This is a genomic window from Legionella sp. 227 (assembly GCF_043161935.1).
In the GTDB taxonomy this organism is placed as follows: Bacteria; Pseudomonadota; Gammaproteobacteria; order Legionellales; family Legionellaceae; genus Legionella; species Legionella sheltonii.
In genome coordinates, this window is sequence record NZ_CP171154.1 from 2,113,525 (window position 1) to 2,131,733 (window position 18,209).

Sequence of the window (18,209 nt, forward strand, 5' to 3'; positions counted from 1 at the left end):
ATAGAGTTGGTAAACATTAATCATATCTTAAGCCTAAACGCTCCAACAGTCCCGCAAGGGTATCATTATCAAAAAATTTCACTTGCAGCCATCCACCATGCTCATTATCGTTTATTATTTGCACGGGTGCGCCTACTTGTTCTGATAATAGGGCTTGTAGTCGTTCAACATCCCGATCTTTTTTCGCATTTTTGGGGAGGGCAAAATCTTTGTTTTTTTGTGTTCGAACAGCATGTTCTAACTGTCTTACAGACCATTGTTGTTCTATAGTTTGTGCCGCCAAGTATTCCTGCTGGCCCGGATTTAGCCCCACGAGAACACGCGCATGACCAAAAGATAAGCTTTTATCTCGAATTAAATCTTTTATTTTTTCACTCAAATTCAGTAACCGTATGATATTGGCAATATGGCTTCGTGATTTCCCTACTAAAGTGGCAATTTCATCTTGATGATAATGAAACTCATCAATCAAACGCCGATAAGCGCTTGCCTCTTCAATTAAATTTAAATCTTCTCGTTGAATATTTTCAATTAAAGTGAGGGCACAAGCCTGTTTATCAGTATAGTTTCCGATGAGGCAAGGCACTGTGTGTAATCCTGCCATTTTTGCTGCGCGCCATCTTCGCTCTCCAGCAATAATTTCGTAACGTTGTTTCGCTATGGTTCTCACGATTAAAGGTTCAATTAGTCCTTGAGATACAATTGATTGCGCGAGTTCTTTCAAAGCAGCGTCATTAAAATCTTCTCTGGGTTGATACTGTCCTGCTTGAATGTTTTCTATGGGTATATGATGAAATTCAGCGTGCATGAAACAAAGTATTGGATGGGATTGATGAGAATTGTTTCATATTTTGGTGGGAATGGAAATAGGGATTTAAGGGGGTAAGCTCTGCACACGATATCACTCACAGACTGCATTTTCTGTATTATAACGAACGCTTTATTTTGCTGAAGCTAAAATAAAGAGTCTAATCAATTAGACTCTTTAATCCATTTTTTTATTTGGTCTACATAGCTAAAGAATGAGAATGTGAGGACTCAACTTCGATCAGGAGTAGTGAAATGGATTTTTTGTCTAGACTTCCATCTCTTTTATAGTGCAAATTAACCTCTGGTCTTTCTAATGATTCCTTAAGATATTTTTTTAGATCATGATTAAGACGATGATAAACAGCCTGATCATAAGGTAATAAATTTTTTATTTGTCGTTCTAATGCTAATACAACCCATGGGGTAGTATGTGGAATAACCGCTTCCAGGATTTGATGCAGCCTTCGTTTTGCTGCTGGAGTGTCTTTACTAATTTGAGTAATGAGCACAGCAAAATCGGTATGTCTGTCAATCGAGGCATGAGCAATAATTGTTGCAAATTGTTGGGGAGACAATACTTCAGCCGCCATCTTACCGTAAGGTTCTTGGGTATTTCTAAAAATCTCCCAAAATTTGATTTCTTCTAAAGAACTTATTAATTGTTCTTCCGATAAGGTTTCTAAAACAACCTTTAAGCGGTTGCTTCTGTTTTCAATGTAAGACAAATGGTTTGTGGTTTTTGAATCGATTTGCCAAAGGTGTTGCAGTAGATTTTTAAAATCGGGTAAAGAGGCTCGTTCAACGATGATTTTAATTTGATGATCCGGTAAGCTCATTAAATCTTCATATAGCTTTTCTTTCTTTATAATATAATCTCCAGCATTTAAATCGGAAATAAATGCATCTAATGCCTGATCAGCCCACTCTTTTTTTGGTACAACAAGATGAGTATACACAGGCTTAGCGGGAAGATGGACAGTCCATTTGGACGGAGCAGTATTACTTCTCGTTAAATGGGTTGTGGTGCTCGACTTTACGGCTTCAGCCTCTTTTAAGGCAATTTGATTATTTACTTTAATATAATGATCCGCTAATTGGGTCAACTTGATTTTAAATGAAGCAGGACAGGCTAAATGAGCCAGCTGATCGATTAGAGCCTCTCGCACTTTTCCAGTAGCAAAAGGCAGGATAGAAACAAGTTTGCCTAATGTATAGGGGCCTGGTTTCAATTTCTTTATCATGGCATTGAGGATATCATGTCCTTTGCTATTAGAAGCAAACAGCTCTAATTGCTTACGACTTAACGTATTGGCTGCAGCCGTAACGTAGTTGTCTTTATTTAATATTTTTAAAAAATCTGGTGATTCAAAAGAGGCTTTTAGCTGTTCTTCAGAAAGCGCATCAAGCATAACAGCAAATTTTTTGCTTTGAAATTCTCTTTTAGAGGGCTCAGATTCAAAACCTGTAAAACAGCGCCATAAATCATCAAGCTCACTGGAGCTGAATCTTTTGGCTTTCATTGGACTTAATCTCTTTACAAATAATTGAATATCTTGATTAGAGAACTTTTCTAATTTATTCCAGAATTCATTCTGAGCTCGAGTTGAATTTTTGATTACTTCAACGAGTTCGGTAATCTCTTGTTCCGGCACCTTCGATAAATTTTCTTCTTCTTTCAATTCAGCCTGTGCTTCATTTTGAGCGATTAATGCGTTTACTTTCGCCATAAAGGTTTCGATGTGCTCCGGGTGGTCGAAGTAATGGGGTGCAGATGTTTTTGAAGTTTCTGGTTTTTCTTCGGTCTTTGAGAAAAAAATATTAGGGACAGTACTTGCTCTGATAATTTGAGTCGCATTTGCTGAACCAGAGTGTTGAACGACATTCGGTCCTTCCTTAGGTTTGACCCCCGGGGGGGCTTCTTTGGGTTTGGTAGCCTTGAGTTCTTCTTTTGGCTGAACTTTTTCTGTTTGTTCCTCGATAGAGCCTTCATCCTTAGATGAATCTGGTTCCTCTGCACGTTCATTTAATGGTAATTCTTGTTGGGAAATATCACTCACCTCAATCATAGCCTGAGTGAGCACCAATCCGAAAAGCATTGCACTGATAGTTCCTAAGGAACCGATTTTGGCACCTTTAAGAGTGGTTTCTAAAGGATTACTTTTTGTAAATAGCCCGGTTAACCAGCCCGTAAGTCCTCCCAAAAAGAGGAGAGGTGAGCTAAAGATTAGTCCGATAGTACTCACGAAAATAAGGAGAACGCCACTAATACGTTTTAAATAATCAGGGGAGGCAGATTGTTTTTTTTTCTTGGGAGAATCATCGCTCATAAAAATTCCATCTTTTAAAATTAAGCTAATGGACAAATAAAGACCACTAAAAACATTGGGAGCGTATAATGATGGATTTAGAGTAAAACATCAATCTTTATAATAGTCCTAGCTCAGCCTAATACGAGACTTTTTTTCGCAACCTCTTTTGCAAGAACTGGATTCAAGAAACTGAGGTGGCTTTAGTGGGCAGTAAATAGAAACGAGCAAAGTAGAACGTTTATCTGACAGGTTGAAATAAAATATTTCCCCTCGTTGCTCTTGCAGTTAATCCACTTTAACGGGTCTATTTGTTTCTTGACAACAGATACATAGAGCCATAATATTGGCGAATTTGTGGTCTTTATGGTTTTTTAATGGCTAAAAATACGCTTTATAACTTTCTTGATCTCTGTGTTTATAAAAATAAAAAACTGCATCTGGGTAATGATGTTTATCTGATAAAAACACAAGACAAGACAAATTGTCCCTACTTTCGCTTTGATTTGCCGATCGAACAGCCCATTTCCTTTAAATTTAAGGACTTGGAACTTAATCTCTCGAAACATCATATTAGTGTTTATGAAGGTGAAAACGCAGAGAATCCATCGCTTAGCCAATTTCATTATTCTGCGTATTTTGTGGATAAAAAAAACCAAGAGTACGTATTGCATGTATTTTTTAATGAGCGTAACCAGTTATCTCAATTACCAGTACTTTCCTTAGTGACTGCTGATGATAAAAAAACTCATCTAGAAGTTGAGGAGTATTTATCCGATCAATTTATTACCTTAGCAAGAGAACAAGTCGATCCGATTATTTCTGAAATTCAGCGAAGAAAGAGTGAAAAAATTAGGAATTTGCAAACGCAATACGAGAAGGATGAACATCAGGCATCCGAGTTATCAAAAGATCTAAAAGTAAAAAAATCAGAGCATGAGCTTGTTGTTGAACGCATGATAAAGACACTTAAAGCTTTAAATCCATTATTCAAACATGATTCCTACATTAGAATTGCAAAATCGCTTGAGTTATCTATTCAGCAACCAAAAGCAGTAGGCCAACCCAAAAAAGTAACGAGTCAACAGACAAAAAAACAAGCCCCTAAAGCCGATTCAAAGAAACCTGAATCGCGAGCAGAAAAACCTAAATCTGCATCGAGATCAGGGAAAAAATCTCTTCAATCCCATTCCCCTAAATCTTCTTCAACTTCTCATGTTGAAGCTGATTTAGATGCTGCAATTGTAAAATTCAATAGTCTAGAAAACGATGATGCAAGAGCGGTTGACGAAATTTGTAATCTACACACCGAAGTCAATTCTATTTTATTGTTAAGTGAGGATGATGATGCTCTTCCTCAAGACTTTATGGATAAAATGAATACTTTGCAATTGAAAATTAACCTTAAAGCTACGACATTACTGCATCATTTGATAGCACAAAGAAAATTCGACATAGCAAAGACATTTACCCCTTTCCATTATCAGTTAGATGAGAAATTCCTTATCCAGGCTTTAGAACAGGCGGATGGCGAATTCTTGGATTTTTTATTAGATCACGGTGAATATATTCTCGACAATCAACCCATAAGAATAGAAAATCAAACATTCAAATCGGCAGCCCACTACTGTTTTAGTACGTGTCAGAAAAAGTCAATGGCCTCTTGTTTATCTACTTTGCTTCGCCATGGAGCATCCATTTTAGTGAAAGGGACAAATGGATTACCACTCGCTCATACTATTCTTTCAACGCCACAACATCCATTACGCCCAGCACTAGAAGAAAATAAATCTTTAACGCTGCAATCTAGATATTTTTATGCTCAGTTAGCCAATTTAATACAAAATTTTATAATGACAGGTGTTGTTGACTCTGAGAGAAAGGAAAAGCTGACTCGAGATATGGAGTCTTATCGTGAAGAAGCGCAGTCATTTCTTTTATCAAAAAATCTTGATAAGGGAGTAGGCAATAAACTTCGCAAACAAATTGATCAGTTAGCGGAGATTTTGACGCCAAAATACGACAATGCGCACAATGAGTTACAACAAGCAATAAGATCCTCAATTCACCAGGGACTTCCAGGGGTAGGGGATCCGAAAAAATTAAGAAGGGTCAATCTCCTTTTCAAAGAAGCAATCAAATTTGTCCAGGAGGACAAAATGGGTACCTGGAATGGAGAAGAGGAGCATTTAAGAAAACTATTGGGGGCAAAATAATTTGTCTGCGATAACGCACGCTTACTGAAATTCAGTGTTAATCATCTTGCATCAGCGACATAGATTATCAGGCTGTCGAGAGATAAAGAAAAGAGGTCCTTTCTTTATAGATCTCAATGAAATAAATAACTTGGCTGGGGGAAACTTAATATGATTGTACAAATAGTGCAATCCCTCAGCCCAAGGCTCGACCTAATCTTATTTTAAAACAGACCATAAACTATGGCCGAAATAGCGATAATGCCTATAGCTGTAGTAAATATATTGCTTACTGTATTTGATTGATATTTTTTCATTGCCGGAATTTTGGCAATTGCAAACATAGGCATGATAAACAATAAAGTAGCAATGACCGGTCCACCTAATGTTTCTATCATTTTTAAGATATTGGGGTTTATGGTCGCTACAATCCAGCATGTTACTACCATGAAAATTTCAATAATTCGCTGGAGCCTGCATTGACTTATTGTTTTTCCAGAGGGTTTTAACATATTCACGATAATGCTGCTTAGACCCTCTTTAGCACCCAAATAATGACCTAAGAATGATTTGGAAATCGCAATAAAGGCAATAATCGGAGCAATGCATGCAATGAGTGGTGTTTTAAAATGATTCGCTAGATAGGACAGGATAGAAATGTTTTGTTGTTTCGCCTGCATAAGGTCTTGAGGTGAAAGACTAAAAACACAGCTAAATACAAAAAACATAACCGAAAAGACCATAAGTAAATGGCTGTAGCGCATAATTGATGTGCTACGTCTATCCGCATCGCTGCCATATCGTTCTTTTTGATTGACAGCAAAAGATGAAATAATGGGTGAATGATTAAAGGAAAATACCATAACTGGAATGACTAACCATAGAGTCATCAAAAGACCATGCCCACCGTTCGCATGTAATGAATTGCTTTGTTGTAGAATGGCGTTGTTCCAGTTGGGAATTAAATAAAGTGATAAAAATAATAATATCGTTGCAAAAGGATAAACCATAAAGGACATTGATTTAACGATAATTTCCTGTCCAAAACGGACTATAGCCATGAGGGCAAGGATGAGTACTATGGCTAAAAGAGCTCTGGGTGGGGCAGAAATGCCCAACTGATTTACGAGAAAACTTTCAGTGGTATTGGTAATTGCTACGCTGTACATCAATAAGATAGGGTAAATGGCAAAAAAATATAAACCCGTAAGTATTCTTCCTGCAAAAGTACCAAAATGTTCTTCAACTACATCGGTGATGTCATTTTGGTTCGAAGATCCTGATAAAACGAAACGGCAAAGCGCACGATGGGAGAAATAGGTCATAGGGAAGGCAAGTACAGCCATTATAATTAAAGGCCAGATTCCATTTAATCCGGCATCGATTGGAAGAAATAATGTTCCCGCGCCTACAGCAGTACCATAGAGGCTAAGCATCCATACGGTATCGTGTTTTGTCCAAGAATATTTTTTATTCACTGCAAGAGATGAAGGTATTGCTGTAGATTCATTTGATGACATTAAAATATCCGTTCCTTTTGTAATACCGCGCACTGTGTTCAATATTAACACTGTGAAGCTAATATTTCAACAGAATCTGTTTGTGCTGCTGAATGCGCTCGATTAATTTATTTAATTTTCAGCAGCTAGTATTCCAGCTTTGTTCCATAAAGCCTATCTCCAGCATCACCTAAGCCAGGAATGATGTACCCTTTTTCATTAAGCTGTTGGTCTATTGCTGCTGTGAAAATAGGAATCTCAGGATGCTCTTCATGAAAAGCAGCTATTCCTTCTGGCGAGGCAAGTAAACAGAGAAATTTAATCGATTTAGGACGAATGGCTTTAATTTCTTTAACTGCAGCAATTGCCGAATTTCCAGTGGCTAACATGGGATCAACTACAATAACATCTCGATCCCGAGTATGTTCTGGAAGCTTAATATAGTACTCAATCGCCTCAAGAGTTTTAGGATCTCGATACAAACCAATATGGCCAATTCGTGCTGTCGGTACAAGTTGTAACATGCCATCAACCAAACCATTTCCGGCACGTAAGATTGAAACAAAAACCATTTTTTTACCTTTTAAAACAGGTGATTGCATCAAGGCCAATGGTGTTTCGATCTCTTCATATTCCATTTCCAAATCACGAGTGATTTCATAAGCAAGCAACATGCTTATTTCATGCATCAAGGTGCGGAATTTAACTGTGCTGGTGTCTTTTCGGCGCATAATCGTTAATTTATGCTGAATTAACGGATGTTTCACTACTACAACGTGTTGATTGTTCATTTTAACTCCAAACGGCGATTTGAAATGGTAACTTGGGCCTTTTCTAGCCCTGCTGTATTTGTCTTAACTTAAAAAACGGTGCCATCACTAATAATCTGTATGGGAGGAATACCTTCAGGACGTTTCTGTTTCGCAATCCGTCGTCCAGCTTCCCAGGTACCTCCTTGTAAAATTTTGGCTAAAGGAAGTTCTTTGGCATTTTTTTGTAATTTTTTTCTAATTAAGTCGGCTAATTCATCCAAGAGAGCAATGGTTAATGCACGCCACTCCACAATGATTTCTGAATCAGGAGGAAGTGCTGTTTCCAGAATTTTTTTATTTTTAATATGCAGCACTTCACAATCAATGAATAATCCTCCGTTTCGATATTCTGGTAAACCAGTGAGCTCTTCCAGATGCGTCACAGAAATTCCTGCTTGTTCTAAGGGTTCAATTAAGGAATAAGTGAGCCATTGGGATAATTTATGAAAGGGAATATATTCTGATCCGGGTTCATTAGTTTTTAATGCATTGTATTGCCATACATCGCCAAGAGGGATTCCATGAAATAAAAGTCTGGCTGGCCATATGCCATTAAATGCATTAAGGACTTCATGAAAAATTTGTGCTGCTGTCAGCGTGTGATTTCTTGCTAAAGAACTGATGTAGGTATAAAAATTACCCAAGCGGTTTTCTTCTCCAAAATGTTCTTTATCCTGTTGTATTAAAGCACCGAGCCGGTTGAGCAGAGTAACACGTCCAGGAAGACCTTCTAAAGGATTGTTGATAGTAACTAGGAATCCGCGTCGTAAGTCGTCTTCATTGAAATTCAATAGACGTTCAGCATCCACTCTGAGGGGCTCATTGGGAAAGGCACTAAACATTCCTTGTTGATAAAGAGATAAACTAGCTAAAGCAAGACCTTCCGAACGGGAATATTCTCTTCCTGTCCCAGGTTCGGTATAGCGCCAGAATGGGCCTGCACCGGCATCAAGGAATACACTAATGATAACGAGCTCATAAAGTATTTTTCCTCGCTCATCTGCAGATAAACCACTCAAATGCTCCATCATTTTTTTTATTCGATTAACCCCTCCGGCTTCAAAATGACGCCAGCGACTATGATAAGGAATATCCAGCTCCGGATAATTATTTTGAATGACCTCGATAACAAATGAAGCAGTGCGGGTCATCTTTTCTGGATCTAAGGAAAAGTAGGCAGACTGATCGTGTTTCACTCGTTCCAAAATAGCTTTTGATCGCAAGCGTATGGTGCGAGGATCTTTTAGCGTAGCCAATACGTGGGCAATTTCTTGTTGTTCATTACTCATTAAGATCACGTCCTTTAGTTTTTGCTAATTCATTGATATCAACAATACGATCAGGTGAGTAGTAACCCGCTGCGCGTTTGGCATTCATTTCAACTTGGGCATCAGGGGGAACAAGTTCATCGGGAATGGATACTCGTTCCACGACTTGAATTCCTGATTTGAGTAATGCCTCATATTTCATATTGGACATAGAAACAAAGCGATGAATCTTGGTAATACCAAGCCAATGTAAGACATCTGACATGAGCTCTTGGAATCGCATGTCTTGAACTCCTGCCACACACTCTGTTCTTTCAAAGTATTTTGCGGCGGTATCGCCACCTTTTTGTCTTTTGCGGGCGTTATAAACGAGAAATTTGGTTACTTCTCCGAGAGCCCTTCCTTCTTTGCGATTATAAACAATCAAGCCAGCTCCACCTTTCTGGGCTGATTCAATGGATAGTTCAATTCCATGTACTAAATAGGGCCGACACGTACAAATATCAGAGCCGAACACATCAGAGCCATTACATTCGTCATGAATACGACAAGTCAATTCAATTTTGGGATCGTGGATGGTGGTTACATCGCCAAAAAAATAAGCAGTTAATCCGCCTATCGGCGGTAAAAAAACATCAAGATCAGAGCGTGTTACCAGTTCGGGAAACATGCCTGCTGTTTGTTCAAATAAGGTCCGACGTAAATGTGATTCGGAAATTTTAAAGCGCTCAGCAATTCCAGGTAAATACCAGACTGGCTCTAGTGCTGCTTTAGTCACGGCAACATCACCTGACTCTTTTAATATTTTTCCATCGGGTATGAGACGACCTTTTTGGATCGCTGTATGTAATTCAGGAATATTAATATGCGCTTTAGTAACTGCGATTGTGGGGCGAATATCATATCCTGCTTGAATTTCATCAGCGAATACGCTTGCCACGAGATGTCCCCAAGGATCAAGTGACACAATCTTCTGAGTATCATTCCATTGAGGATGGGGACCTATAGTGACTGGTGGAGTAGTATCTGTAAGATCGGGTACATGCTCTGGATCCAATACACCGGCAGCAACAGCAAGCGCACGGTAAACTGAATATGAGCCTGAGTGGGTGCCGACTGCATTGCGATTTTTGATATTAGTTAGCGAAGCGATAACAGGACCACGTTCTTTAGGGTTTTCTGCCCCCCATTTAATTTTTAATGGAGCAGCAGTATGTCCGGATGGATGTGATGATAAAACAATATGTCCTTTGGATTTTTTTTTTGACTCATCTTGTACCATAGTACCAATCCTTTAAATGATGACCACATCAATTTATCATAACAGAAGAATTTAATTGGTATAAAGTACTATTTTCCCTTTATGAACAGGGAGTCATGTGTCATTGTGCTAAGGGAATATTCTCGCTATCATGATTCGCTTTTTATTGATTATTTAGGAATTAGTCGCCATCTCTTTTTGAAGAGGTTGAGAGATCCGAACTACAATTTACAAATTTTTTAAAGCAGGAACGTTTATTGAGGAAATTTGCCCATTATGACTACTTTGATTATATGTTTGTTCATTGCGATACTATTACCCTATCTTCTCAAGATGGTTGTTGCTTATTTTATGCAAAAAGAAGGCCGCTACGACAATCATTATCCAAGAGCACAACAGGCAAGATTGCAGGGGATGGGAGCGCGAGCAGTTGCCGCACATCAAAACAGTTTTGAATCGTTGCTTGTTTTTGCAACTGCTGCATTAACTGCGATGGCTACGAAACATATAGGTATTTCAATTCAAATTTTGGCGATTGTTTATATTATTTCCCGAATTATTTATTGTTTTTTTTATTTAATGGATAAGGCTTCATTAAGATCAGGCGTGTGGTTTGTTGGTTTTGTTTGTTGTTTGATTATATTGGGTCTATGTATGGTGTGATTGGGACATTAGTTTATGGGAAGGGGTTGTTAATAAGCGGTTAAAAGGGTTTTTCGATGCACAAAAAAAATGATGTTCAGCAGGTTTCACTTCAACCTTTATTGGTTTTTGTTGTTTTAATGCTCATGATATTAATGCAGATGACAACGGATCAATATGTTCCTTCATTGCCTGCCATTACTAAGGTTTTTAACAGCAATGAGGCATCGATTCAATTAACGTTATCTCTTTTCATGTTGGGCTTAAGTATTTCCCATGTATTTTATGGTCCTTTATCCGATAAAGTTGGTCGTAAACCGCCGCTTATGTTTGGTGTTGGTTTGAGCATTTTGGGTAGTTTAATCTGTTTTGTTGCGCCTTCGGTTTTAGTATTGATTCTTGGTCGATTTATTCAAGGATTTGGTATTGGATGTTGCGGTTCAGTGGGCCGGTCTTTAGTGCGAGATCTTTTTACTGACAGATTGTTATCCAAAATCGGCTCTTACGTAGGCATTGTAAGTGTATTTATTATGGTCGCCTCTCCAGTTCTAGGTGGATATATCCAGGAGCATTTTGGATGGCGAATGAATTTTTTATTTTTATTAGTCTTCGGCATTGCTATATGGATTTTGGCGCTGTCCTTTCTTCCAGAAACCAATAAAAACCTTAATCCTGATGCAACTCAATTTAAAGTAATGCGTGCAAATTATTTTACTTTATTAAAATCTAAAGTCTTTGTCGGTTATGCATTGTGCGCTTGTCTTGCGTCTGCAGGCTTAATTGGTTATCTGGCGATTGCACCCTTTCTTTTTCAGGATGTACTGGGACTTAGTCCTATAGAATTTGGTCAATTAACCATTTTTATTGCCGGAGCTATTTGTGTGAGTGGGATAATTAACAGTCAATTGGTGATGAGCAAAGGGGTCTCCTATATGGTATTTATAGGAATTGTATTCATGATTATCGGTGGTTTTACCATGCTGTCCCTTGCTATGTTAGGATTCCAAAATGTGCTTTCTATCATGATTCCCGTAGCATTATTCAGCATGGGTGTCGGGTTGACATTTATCAATGCATTTGCCGGCGCTTTTCATCCATTTCCTCACATGGCAGGCACAGTAGGGGCTTTATACGCCTGTATGCAAGATTTAAGCTCGGCGTTATCTACTGGTATTATTGCCTTGGGTCAATGGTATGGCCAATTCTCTTTAGCGATAATATTGCTTATTTTGGGGTTATGTTCTTTCGCTTCATGGTATTATTTAGCCTCCAAAGATAATTAATAGGTGTTGTATGAAAATCACTGACAGTGAATTAAAAAAAATTATATCCAGGTTATCAGGGGCAAACGCAGACGAAATTCATGATCATACGGTACTGATCGAAGACCTGCATTTAGACTCTTTGAAAATCGTTGAGTTACTGGCCATTCTCAGTGAGGATTATAATCTGACCGTGACAGAGGAAGATGCCATGAATTTTCATACTTATAAGGATTTATTTGATTTTACTCAGGCATAGCCAGTAACTGATAATGTATTTTCACTTCAGGGAATGTTGGGCCAAGGGCCCAACCTACTTAATTAAATTTCGGGACCGGGACGTTTTCATTATCCAATTGCATGAAATAGGACATCAGCATATAAATTGCTACCGTTCCTGTGAGAACAATTCCGCCAAAGAGCATGTGATTTCGTGATGAGTAACCCGATTCAGATGTCTTTTTTGTCGTAGGGAGAGCAACCTTATGCCATTCATGGTTCGCAGAGAATAATTGCGAAGAGGGGGCAATGTTCTTATAACGGTTAAATAAATTTTCCCATTTTTCCCTATGAGTTTTTTGATGTAATTCAGCTTCTTCTTTGGAGAACACACTACTACTCTTTTGGAGATCCGACTGACTTAAAAAGTCATCATACTTTTTATGAAGTTCCTCAATAGGTGTCGCAATTTTTTCTTCACAATAACGAGTTTGAGCATTCTTTTTCAATATGATACGCGCGTGAGGAGGGATATTCTCAGGAAGCTCCATCTCCGGATTATCTTTAATTTTTTTTGCCAAATCCAAAATATAAAACGCAATGGCACAGCTGTCGTATTCACATTGTTTTTGTACTTTGGTTGTTGGCTGCGAAGGAAGAGAACAATCAATTTCCGCGGCTTGTCCTATTTTCTTGAGTTGATTTAATTGTGTTTCTACTCGTTCTTTAACTTCTGAATGAATGTTATTTTCAGCAAGCAACCATCCTGCATAAGACCGAACATATTCTTGTTCAATATAAAATTTTACCTGATTAAAAAGGGCTATAAATTGCTCTCTATCAGCAGTAATGGATTTATCTCGTTGCTGATTTTCCATGTCATCGATAAGCTGTTTTGCAAATCCTAATAATTCATTCACTTCCTCGAAAACAAGTTTTGCATTGAGACGCGCATCTGGACCAACGCCAAACTTTGCTAATGCAACATACTTTTTTATTTGAATATCAATCAATTCACATAAAAATTCGAATAATTCTTTTTGACTCTTCATCGTTATTTTATCCCTCTTGATTTGGGCAGTTAGCTTATCTGATGCCCTTAATTGATGCAATCAAATCACCACTTGAGTTTATTTTTCTGAGGTGTTTATTTTCTCTCCGTTTTTCTTAAAGACATATATAATAAAAAGAAGGAGGAAGAATTTAGGAACAATATGGAAACGAATCGTGGTTTAGCCGTGACAACAGAATCGGTGCAAGTTATAGAAAGTATTAATCACTTTCATCATCAAATCTTAGGTGCAGGGAAGGAGCCTCATTTTATTTTAGATGCAGTTAAAAATCATCCTGATAATTTACTCCTTCAAGTCTATGCGGCTGCTTTTTATCTTTATGGCCAGACTGATTCAGCCACAGTTTTGGCAAAAGAACATTTATTACATGCTGAAAAATTATTGCCAACAGCAAATTTAAGAGAAAAATTAACCTATCAAGCGGTTAAAGCTTGGATGAATTTGGAGTATGAAAGTGCTTTAACCATTTTAGCAAGTTTAACGGCTTTATATCCTCGTGACACTTTGGCGGCAAAATTTGCTGAATGGTTATTTTATTGCGCGGGACAAGCTTATAACAGCCACAACTATTTAGCTTTTTGTGAACGAATTGCGGCACATAATCAGGATGAATCTCACTTTATAGCCATGCATTCTTTTGCTGCTGAGTTGTCAGGACATGTGACAGCAGCTCAACAATTGGCTGAGCAAGCGCTTACAATGGAACCCATTACCCCTTGGGCTCATCATACCTTGGCACACACCTATCTGAATACAAATAATATTGCCAAGGGAATTGAGGCTTTGGAAACCTTCCGAGGGAGTTGGGACGAAATCTCATCCCTTCTTCGTGGGCACAACAGTTGGCATTTAGCGTTATTCTACATGGCATTACGTCAAGCAGATAAAGTGATGGATCTATATCCTGTAATTTTTGGTCTTTCTCCGGAAATTATAACCGAGCAAATCGATGCCATTTCATTATTATGGCGTTTGGATATGGCGGGATTACCGCATTTGGATCGATTCAATGTGCTTGCCTCATATCTCAATGAAAATCCGTTGATGCACTATACTGGTTTTAATACAGTTCATTACATTTATTGTCTTTCTCGTTTAGGTCAGGAAGATGCAGTGCGGAAAGCTCTGTCATCAATTGAAACTTATGCTAAAACTCTGGCGAAGGGATATAATCAAACGCTTTGGCTTTCTGTGATATTGCCCTTAAGCAAAGGGATTCATGCTTTTGTAAACAACGATTTTCAAACAGCCTGCGATTTGATGGCACCTTGTATTTCAAGACGCACAGAAATCGGTGGTAGCGATGCGCAATCAGAAATCATTGCCCAGACGTATTTTATTTGTCTCGCACAAAGCAATAAGCTGAAGGCAGCACAAGAGTTTTTCCATTTTCATTTAGCACATTATAAGGGAACGCCTTTGGCTGAATTTTGGTTTAGTTCGAAGTTTAAATTTTAATAAAATAGTAGCCCGAGGTTTAAATTACACATTCCCGGGTTACGGCGTTGCCTAACCCAGGGTTATATTAAATCACCTCTAAAAGGGCGCAAGCGGCAATGCCTCCTCCACCCGCAGCAACTAATAACACTTTATCTTTGGTTTTAATCTCAGCATGTTCGCGTAGGTAATCCAAAGCAATGCCTACACTTGAACCGGACGTATTACCGGTTTCTTCCACGGTTTTGACAATACGCTCTTCAGGAAAACCTAATTGTTTGGCAACCGATAAAACTAAATTTTTATTACCTTGATGAGGTACCAGCCATTGAATATCAGCAGTAGTCAGATTTAATGCCTTGAGAAACTCCTCAGCTCCATCAACCATTCCGTGTACTGCTTTGACAAATAATGCTGTATTTTCTTTGATCGTAATATAAAAAAGTTCATGGTTTGTACACTGTGCGGCGGGCAGTCTTGAGCCTCCTGCAGGAGTAGATACGGTATCGCTCACTTCTCCATCGGCAAACAACGCGGAAGCAATAAAACGGAATTCTGCATGTTCTTTATCGGTGGACACCACACAAGCGGCGGCACCATCGCCAAAAAGAACTCCCGTAGCAAAATTATTTTTATTTAAAAATTTGGAACGAATTTCACTGGCTATTAATAAAACGGATCCCATGCTCGCTTGAGCAATCGCGGCACTTGTATGTAAACCAACTACAAAGCCTGCACAGGCTGCTCCAATGTCAAAAGCACCGGTATTTGTTAATCCAAGACGGTATTGCACGAGCGGGCTAGTAGGTGGAGCAAGATAGTCTCCGGAAATCGTAGCCAGGATAATTTGGTTGATCTTGTTTTTTTCTACAGGCTTCGCTGCAAATAGCTTTTCTGCAGCAAGTACAGCCAAATCACTGCATGCTTGATCCTCATTAACCCAACGCCTGTTGCGAATTCCTGTCGAGAAGCTGACCAGTGTTGGGCTTTGTGTACTATTCATCCATTGGAGCACTTCTTGATTGCTCATAATCTTTTCGGGCAATGCAGCGAACGGACCTTTAAGGTATATATTTTTTTCAGCATACAATAAATTCATGATGATAATATTCCTTCAGAACGCATTAGCGGTAAACCGCCGCTGACTGTAATCACGGAGCCTGTCATAAATGAGGTGCTGGATAATAAGGGATCCATCGCCTCTGCCACTTGAGCGGGTTCTCCCATCATGCCTTGCGGAATAATTTGGGCCATTTTTTCTTGATAAGCAGGTCGCTTCCAAAATTGTTCGGTTCTGGATGTCTTAATCAAACCAACACGGACGATGTTGGATAAAATATTGTTGGCGCTGTAATCAACGGCCAGGTTTAAAAACAATCCTTCTAATGCGGCTTTGGTCGCACAATAAGCGCCATAACGACTGGTTCCTGTAATTGCCGAAAGGCTGGAAATCAGAATCAACCGACCAAATTTATGGGCCAAAAATGCGGGTAATAACTGATGAATCAACCAGATATTGCCATGGACATTATAATCAATATAAGTACGTAACGCAGGATAGGATAAAGCATGTAATTTACGAAGTTGGGTTACACGTGTAAAGGCATTCAGGATGACACCATCTAAAGGCTCTTGCAGCAGATGCTGCAGATCTTCTGTACTGCGTTCCGGATTGGAAAAGTTGTATACCAAGCCGCTTACATGCATCTCATGCTGTTTATAGTGTTCCAATGTTCTATCCAGGCTTTCTTTAGTGGAACAAGTAATGATGATGCGGTCACCTAATTGCAGCCTTCTTTTGGCTATAGCCTGGGCAATATCTGAGGAGCCTCCAGTAAGCAAAAGATTCATTGTGCCCCCAATTCAACTAAGTGCTTTTCAATACTGTCTATCGATACATAATGTTTTTTTACTAAAGGCATAACCGGGATTTTTAGTTTAAACTCACGCTCCAACTCGATAATAAGCAGGGCCAACATTAAACTATCTAGACCGCCTTGTTCCAATGAGGCGGATGTATCTTGGGGAAGATGGGTAAGCCCAATCTTTTCCAAAGTATTGCGAATGCGTTCAGTGAGCATCGATTTTATCCTTCTGACTTAAAAGTAGGTTTTTTCTATCCAGTTTTCCGTGTTGATTACGCGGCAATTTTTCAATTAATTGCACGCTAATTGGAAGCTTTCTGGGTAAAAATTGTTGTTTTAATTGTTCGGTAAGCATTTGCTCGGTGATATTGGGGGCAAAACAACCTTGTTCCATACAGGCAAGTAAGCGGATACCATACAACTCATCAGCCAAAGGTAAGACAATCACTTCTTTAATCCCATTAAGTTGACAAATTTTATGTTCTATCTCAATTAAATTGACCTTCTCCCCCCCGATATTCACGAGGTGATCTCTACGTCCTTTAATTGCGATTAAACCCGAAGGTAATTGCTCGGCTAAATCGCCAGTAAAAAACCAGCCATCTTGGATACGGGATTGTTGTTCTTCCCCCAGATACCCTAACATCAATTGACTGCCTTTAAGGAGCAATTCATTGTCTTCTGACAAACGTAATTGCCAATCACAATGGGGTAACCGGCAAAATCTTCATGAAATGAAGGGTCTTTGCTGGAATAAGTGAGTACGCGAGGGGAGGCTTCTGTTAACCCGTAATTATTGTAAATTATTGCTTTGGGAAAGGTATGCACCAGGTTGTCCCGTAATGAAATGCTCAAAGGGGCTCCTGCAGAGACAACCGCCTTTATTTTTGCGGCACTTCCAGGAAACAATGCCGCCATTTTACTCATCGCAACCCAATGAGAGGGGACCCCGCTCCACATTTGCGGCACTTTGCCACTTTCTAATAAAGTTTTGATGTCAGTAAATTGTGCGATCAGTTCGGTCGTTATCCCTGCAATTAACCCTGGGAGTAATTGGCCTAACAAGCCAAAAGAATAGGACAAAGGTAAAAATAATAATTGATCCTCAACTTGAGAAAACTCAAGGGCGCTTATAACTGCTCGACAATTGGCGCTGATATTTTTTAGAGAAAGTTGTACTGCTTTCATTTGTCCTGTACTCCCTGAGGTAAAGAGTACTAAGGCTAATTGGGGATGATGCGTGATGCGCTTGTTTTCGCATATTTCGATAAGTTCACCATGTTCATTAACGGTCATGCTCGTGCTTAAAATAGCTCGTTTTTGCCAGTCCAATTCTTGAGGAGGAAAAAGTGCTACGGGTTTTCCGATAGTTAAAGCAGCTAATAATTGAATCACAAATAGGGGTTGAGGCGTTGCTTGTAAAATCAGTATTCCTGGTGGAAGTTTGTCTAATTGTAAGGACATTGTCTCGATTGCTGTTGCTAGCTCAGCAAAACTTAAAAGGTGATTCTCAAAACTTAGCGCAACTTTATTTGGAGAATCTTGAGCCAAAAATTGCAT

15 protein-coding genes and 1 pseudogene are annotated in these 18,209 nt (G+C 38.9%); 5 read left to right on the top strand and 11 right to left on the bottom strand.

What is annotated here, in order from left to right:
* Positions 1-16: 16 nt before the first annotated feature.
* Entirely contained in the window at positions 17-808 is a 792-nt protein-coding gene (locus ACF8MK_RS09105) for a ParB/RepB/Spo0J family partition protein (protein ID WP_392536380.1), read from the bottom strand.
* A gap of 199 nt (positions 809-1,007) precedes the next feature.
* Complete coding sequence (locus tag ACF8MK_RS09110; protein ID WP_392536381.1) at positions 1,008-3,137, bottom strand: hypothetical protein; 2,130 nt, start codon at positions 3,135-3,137, stop codon at positions 1,008-1,010.
* 356 nt (positions 3,138-3,493) lie between these two features.
* Here ACF8MK_RS09110 and ACF8MK_RS09115 point away from each other — a divergent pair, with 356 nt between their 5' ends.
* Positions 3,494-5,332, top strand: coding sequence for a hypothetical protein (locus tag ACF8MK_RS09115; protein WP_392536382.1), 1,839 nt, complete (start codon positions 3,494-3,496; stop codon positions 5,330-5,332).
* A gap of 203 nt (positions 5,333-5,535) precedes the next feature.
* Here the strand turns inward: ACF8MK_RS09115 and ACF8MK_RS09120 are convergent, their stop codons facing one another.
* The 4 genes from ACF8MK_RS09120 to ACF8MK_RS09135 form a co-directional block, all read right to left on the bottom strand.
* Complete coding sequence (locus ACF8MK_RS09120; RefSeq protein WP_392536383.1) at positions 5,536-6,831, bottom strand: serine/threonine transporter; 1,296 nt, start codon at positions 6,829-6,831, stop codon at positions 5,536-5,538.
* 125 nt (positions 6,832-6,956) lie between these two features.
* Positions 6,957-7,601, bottom strand: coding sequence for a uracil phosphoribosyltransferase (gene upp / locus ACF8MK_RS09125; protein WP_265705188.1), 645 nt, complete (start codon positions 7,599-7,601; stop codon positions 6,957-6,959).
* A 68-nt stretch (positions 7,602-7,669) separates the two neighbouring features.
* Positions 7,670-8,911, bottom strand: coding sequence for a URC4/urg3 family protein (locus ACF8MK_RS09130; protein WP_392536384.1), 1,242 nt, complete (start codon positions 8,909-8,911; stop codon positions 7,670-7,672).
* Positions 8,904-10,172 carry a GTP cyclohydrolase II gene (locus ACF8MK_RS09135; RefSeq protein WP_265705186.1) on the bottom strand — a complete coding sequence of 423 codons (1,269 nt, stop codon included), beginning with the start codon at positions 10,170-10,172 and terminating at the stop codon, positions 8,904-8,906. Before ACF8MK_RS09135 ends, ACF8MK_RS09130 begins: the two co-directional genes overlap by 8 nt.
* Before the next feature lie 255 nt (positions 10,173-10,427).
* On the opposite strand from ACF8MK_RS09135, the gene ACF8MK_RS09140 reads away from it, so the two are divergent.
* From ACF8MK_RS09140 to ACF8MK_RS09150, 3 genes are read left to right on the top strand one after another with little or no spacing between them, the layout of a single operon-like run.
* A complete protein-coding gene (locus ACF8MK_RS09140; protein ID WP_392536385.1) occupies positions 10,428-10,814 on the top strand; it encodes an MAPEG family protein in 387 nt (128 codons plus the stop codon).
* Between the two features lie 56 nt (positions 10,815-10,870).
* On the top strand, positions 10,871-12,076 hold the full coding sequence (locus ACF8MK_RS09145) for a multidrug effflux MFS transporter (protein WP_392536386.1): 1,206 nt from the start codon (positions 10,871-10,873) through the stop codon (positions 12,074-12,076).
* 10 nt (positions 12,077-12,086) lie between these two features.
* On the top strand, positions 12,087-12,314 hold the full coding sequence (locus tag ACF8MK_RS09150) for an acyl carrier protein (RefSeq protein ID WP_392536387.1): 228 nt from the start codon (positions 12,087-12,089) through the stop codon (positions 12,312-12,314).
* Positions 12,315-12,372: 58 nt separating this feature from the next.
* Here ACF8MK_RS09150 and ACF8MK_RS09155 read toward each other — a convergent pair whose 3' ends face one another.
* Positions 12,373-13,326 (bottom strand): hypothetical protein, encoded by a 954-nt coding sequence (locus tag ACF8MK_RS09155; protein WP_392536388.1) that lies wholly within the window; start codon positions 13,324-13,326, stop codon positions 12,373-12,375.
* A 162-nt stretch (positions 13,327-13,488) separates the two neighbouring features.
* Here ACF8MK_RS09155 and ACF8MK_RS09160 point away from each other — a divergent pair, with 162 nt between their 5' ends.
* On the top strand, positions 13,489-14,805 hold the full coding sequence (locus ACF8MK_RS09160; RefSeq protein WP_392536389.1) for a tetratricopeptide repeat protein: 1,317 nt from the start codon (positions 13,489-13,491) through the stop codon (positions 14,803-14,805).
* A gap of 67 nt (positions 14,806-14,872) precedes the next feature.
* On the opposite strand, the gene ACF8MK_RS09165 is transcribed toward ACF8MK_RS09160, so the two are convergent.
* The 4 genes and pseudogenes from ACF8MK_RS09165 to ACF8MK_RS09180 all read right to left on the bottom strand — a co-directional run bounded on the left by ACF8MK_RS09165 (position 14,873) and on the right by ACF8MK_RS09180 (position 18,209).
* Complete coding sequence (locus ACF8MK_RS09165) at positions 14,873-15,883, bottom strand: 3-oxoacyl-ACP synthase III family protein (protein WP_392536390.1); 1,011 nt, start codon at positions 15,881-15,883, stop codon at positions 14,873-14,875.
* Positions 15,880-16,635, bottom strand: a complete 756-nt coding sequence (locus ACF8MK_RS09170; RefSeq protein ID WP_392536391.1) for an SDR family NAD(P)-dependent oxidoreductase — start codon at positions 16,633-16,635, stop codon at positions 15,880-15,882. The genes ACF8MK_RS09165 and ACF8MK_RS09170 overlap by 4 nt, the downstream gene beginning before the upstream one ends.
* Positions 16,632-16,865, bottom strand: coding sequence for an acyl carrier protein (locus ACF8MK_RS09175; RefSeq protein WP_392536392.1), 234 nt, complete (start codon positions 16,863-16,865; stop codon positions 16,632-16,634). Before ACF8MK_RS09175 ends, ACF8MK_RS09170 begins: the two co-directional genes overlap by 4 nt.
* A pseudogene (locus ACF8MK_RS09180) lies at positions 16,855-18,209 on the bottom strand (class I adenylate-forming enzyme family protein). Before ACF8MK_RS09180 ends, ACF8MK_RS09175 begins: the two are co-directional and overlap by 11 nt.

Coding starts and splice junctions, on each gene's coding strand:
- ACF8MK_RS09105 (WP_392536380.1), bottom strand. CDS start 808: ATGCACGCTGAATTTCATCATATACCCATAGAAAACATTCAAGCAGGA.
- ACF8MK_RS09110 (WP_392536381.1), bottom strand. CDS start 3,137: ATGAGCGATGATTCTCCCAAGAAAAAAAAACAATCTGCCTCCCCTGAT.
- ACF8MK_RS09115 (WP_392536382.1), top strand. CDS start 3,494: ATGGCTAAAAATACGCTTTATAACTTTCTTGATCTCTGTGTTTATAAA.
- ACF8MK_RS09120 (WP_392536383.1), bottom strand. CDS start 6,831: ATGTCATCAAATGAATCTACAGCAATACCTTCATCTCTTGCAGTGAAT.
- upp (WP_265705188.1), bottom strand. CDS start 7,601: ATGAACAATCAACACGTTGTAGTAGTGAAACATCCGTTAATTCAGCAT.
- ACF8MK_RS09130 (WP_392536384.1), bottom strand. CDS start 8,911: ATGAGTAATGAACAACAAGAAATTGCCCACGTATTGGCTACGCTAAAA.
- ACF8MK_RS09135 (WP_265705186.1), bottom strand. CDS start 10,172: ATGGTACAAGATGAGTCAAAAAAAAAATCCAAAGGACATATTGTTTTA.
- ACF8MK_RS09140 (WP_392536385.1), top strand. CDS start 10,428: ATGACTACTTTGATTATATGTTTGTTCATTGCGATACTATTACCCTAT.
- ACF8MK_RS09145 (WP_392536386.1), top strand. CDS start 10,871: ATGCACAAAAAAAATGATGTTCAGCAGGTTTCACTTCAACCTTTATTG.
- ACF8MK_RS09150 (WP_392536387.1), top strand. CDS start 12,087: ATGAAAATCACTGACAGTGAATTAAAAAAAATTATATCCAGGTTATCA.
- ACF8MK_RS09155 (WP_392536388.1), bottom strand. CDS start 13,326: ATGAAGAGTCAAAAAGAATTATTCGAATTTTTATGTGAATTGATTGAT.
- ACF8MK_RS09160 (WP_392536389.1), top strand. CDS start 13,489: ATGGAAACGAATCGTGGTTTAGCCGTGACAACAGAATCGGTGCAAGTT.
- ACF8MK_RS09165 (WP_392536390.1), bottom strand. CDS start 15,883: ATGAATTTATTGTATGCTGAAAAAAATATATACCTTAAAGGTCCGTTC.
- ACF8MK_RS09170 (WP_392536391.1), bottom strand. CDS start 16,635: ATGAATCTTTTGCTTACTGGAGGCTCCTCAGATATTGCCCAGGCTATA.
- ACF8MK_RS09175 (WP_392536392.1), bottom strand. CDS start 16,865: ATGCTCACTGAACGCATTCGCAATACTTTGGAAAAGATTGGGCTTACC.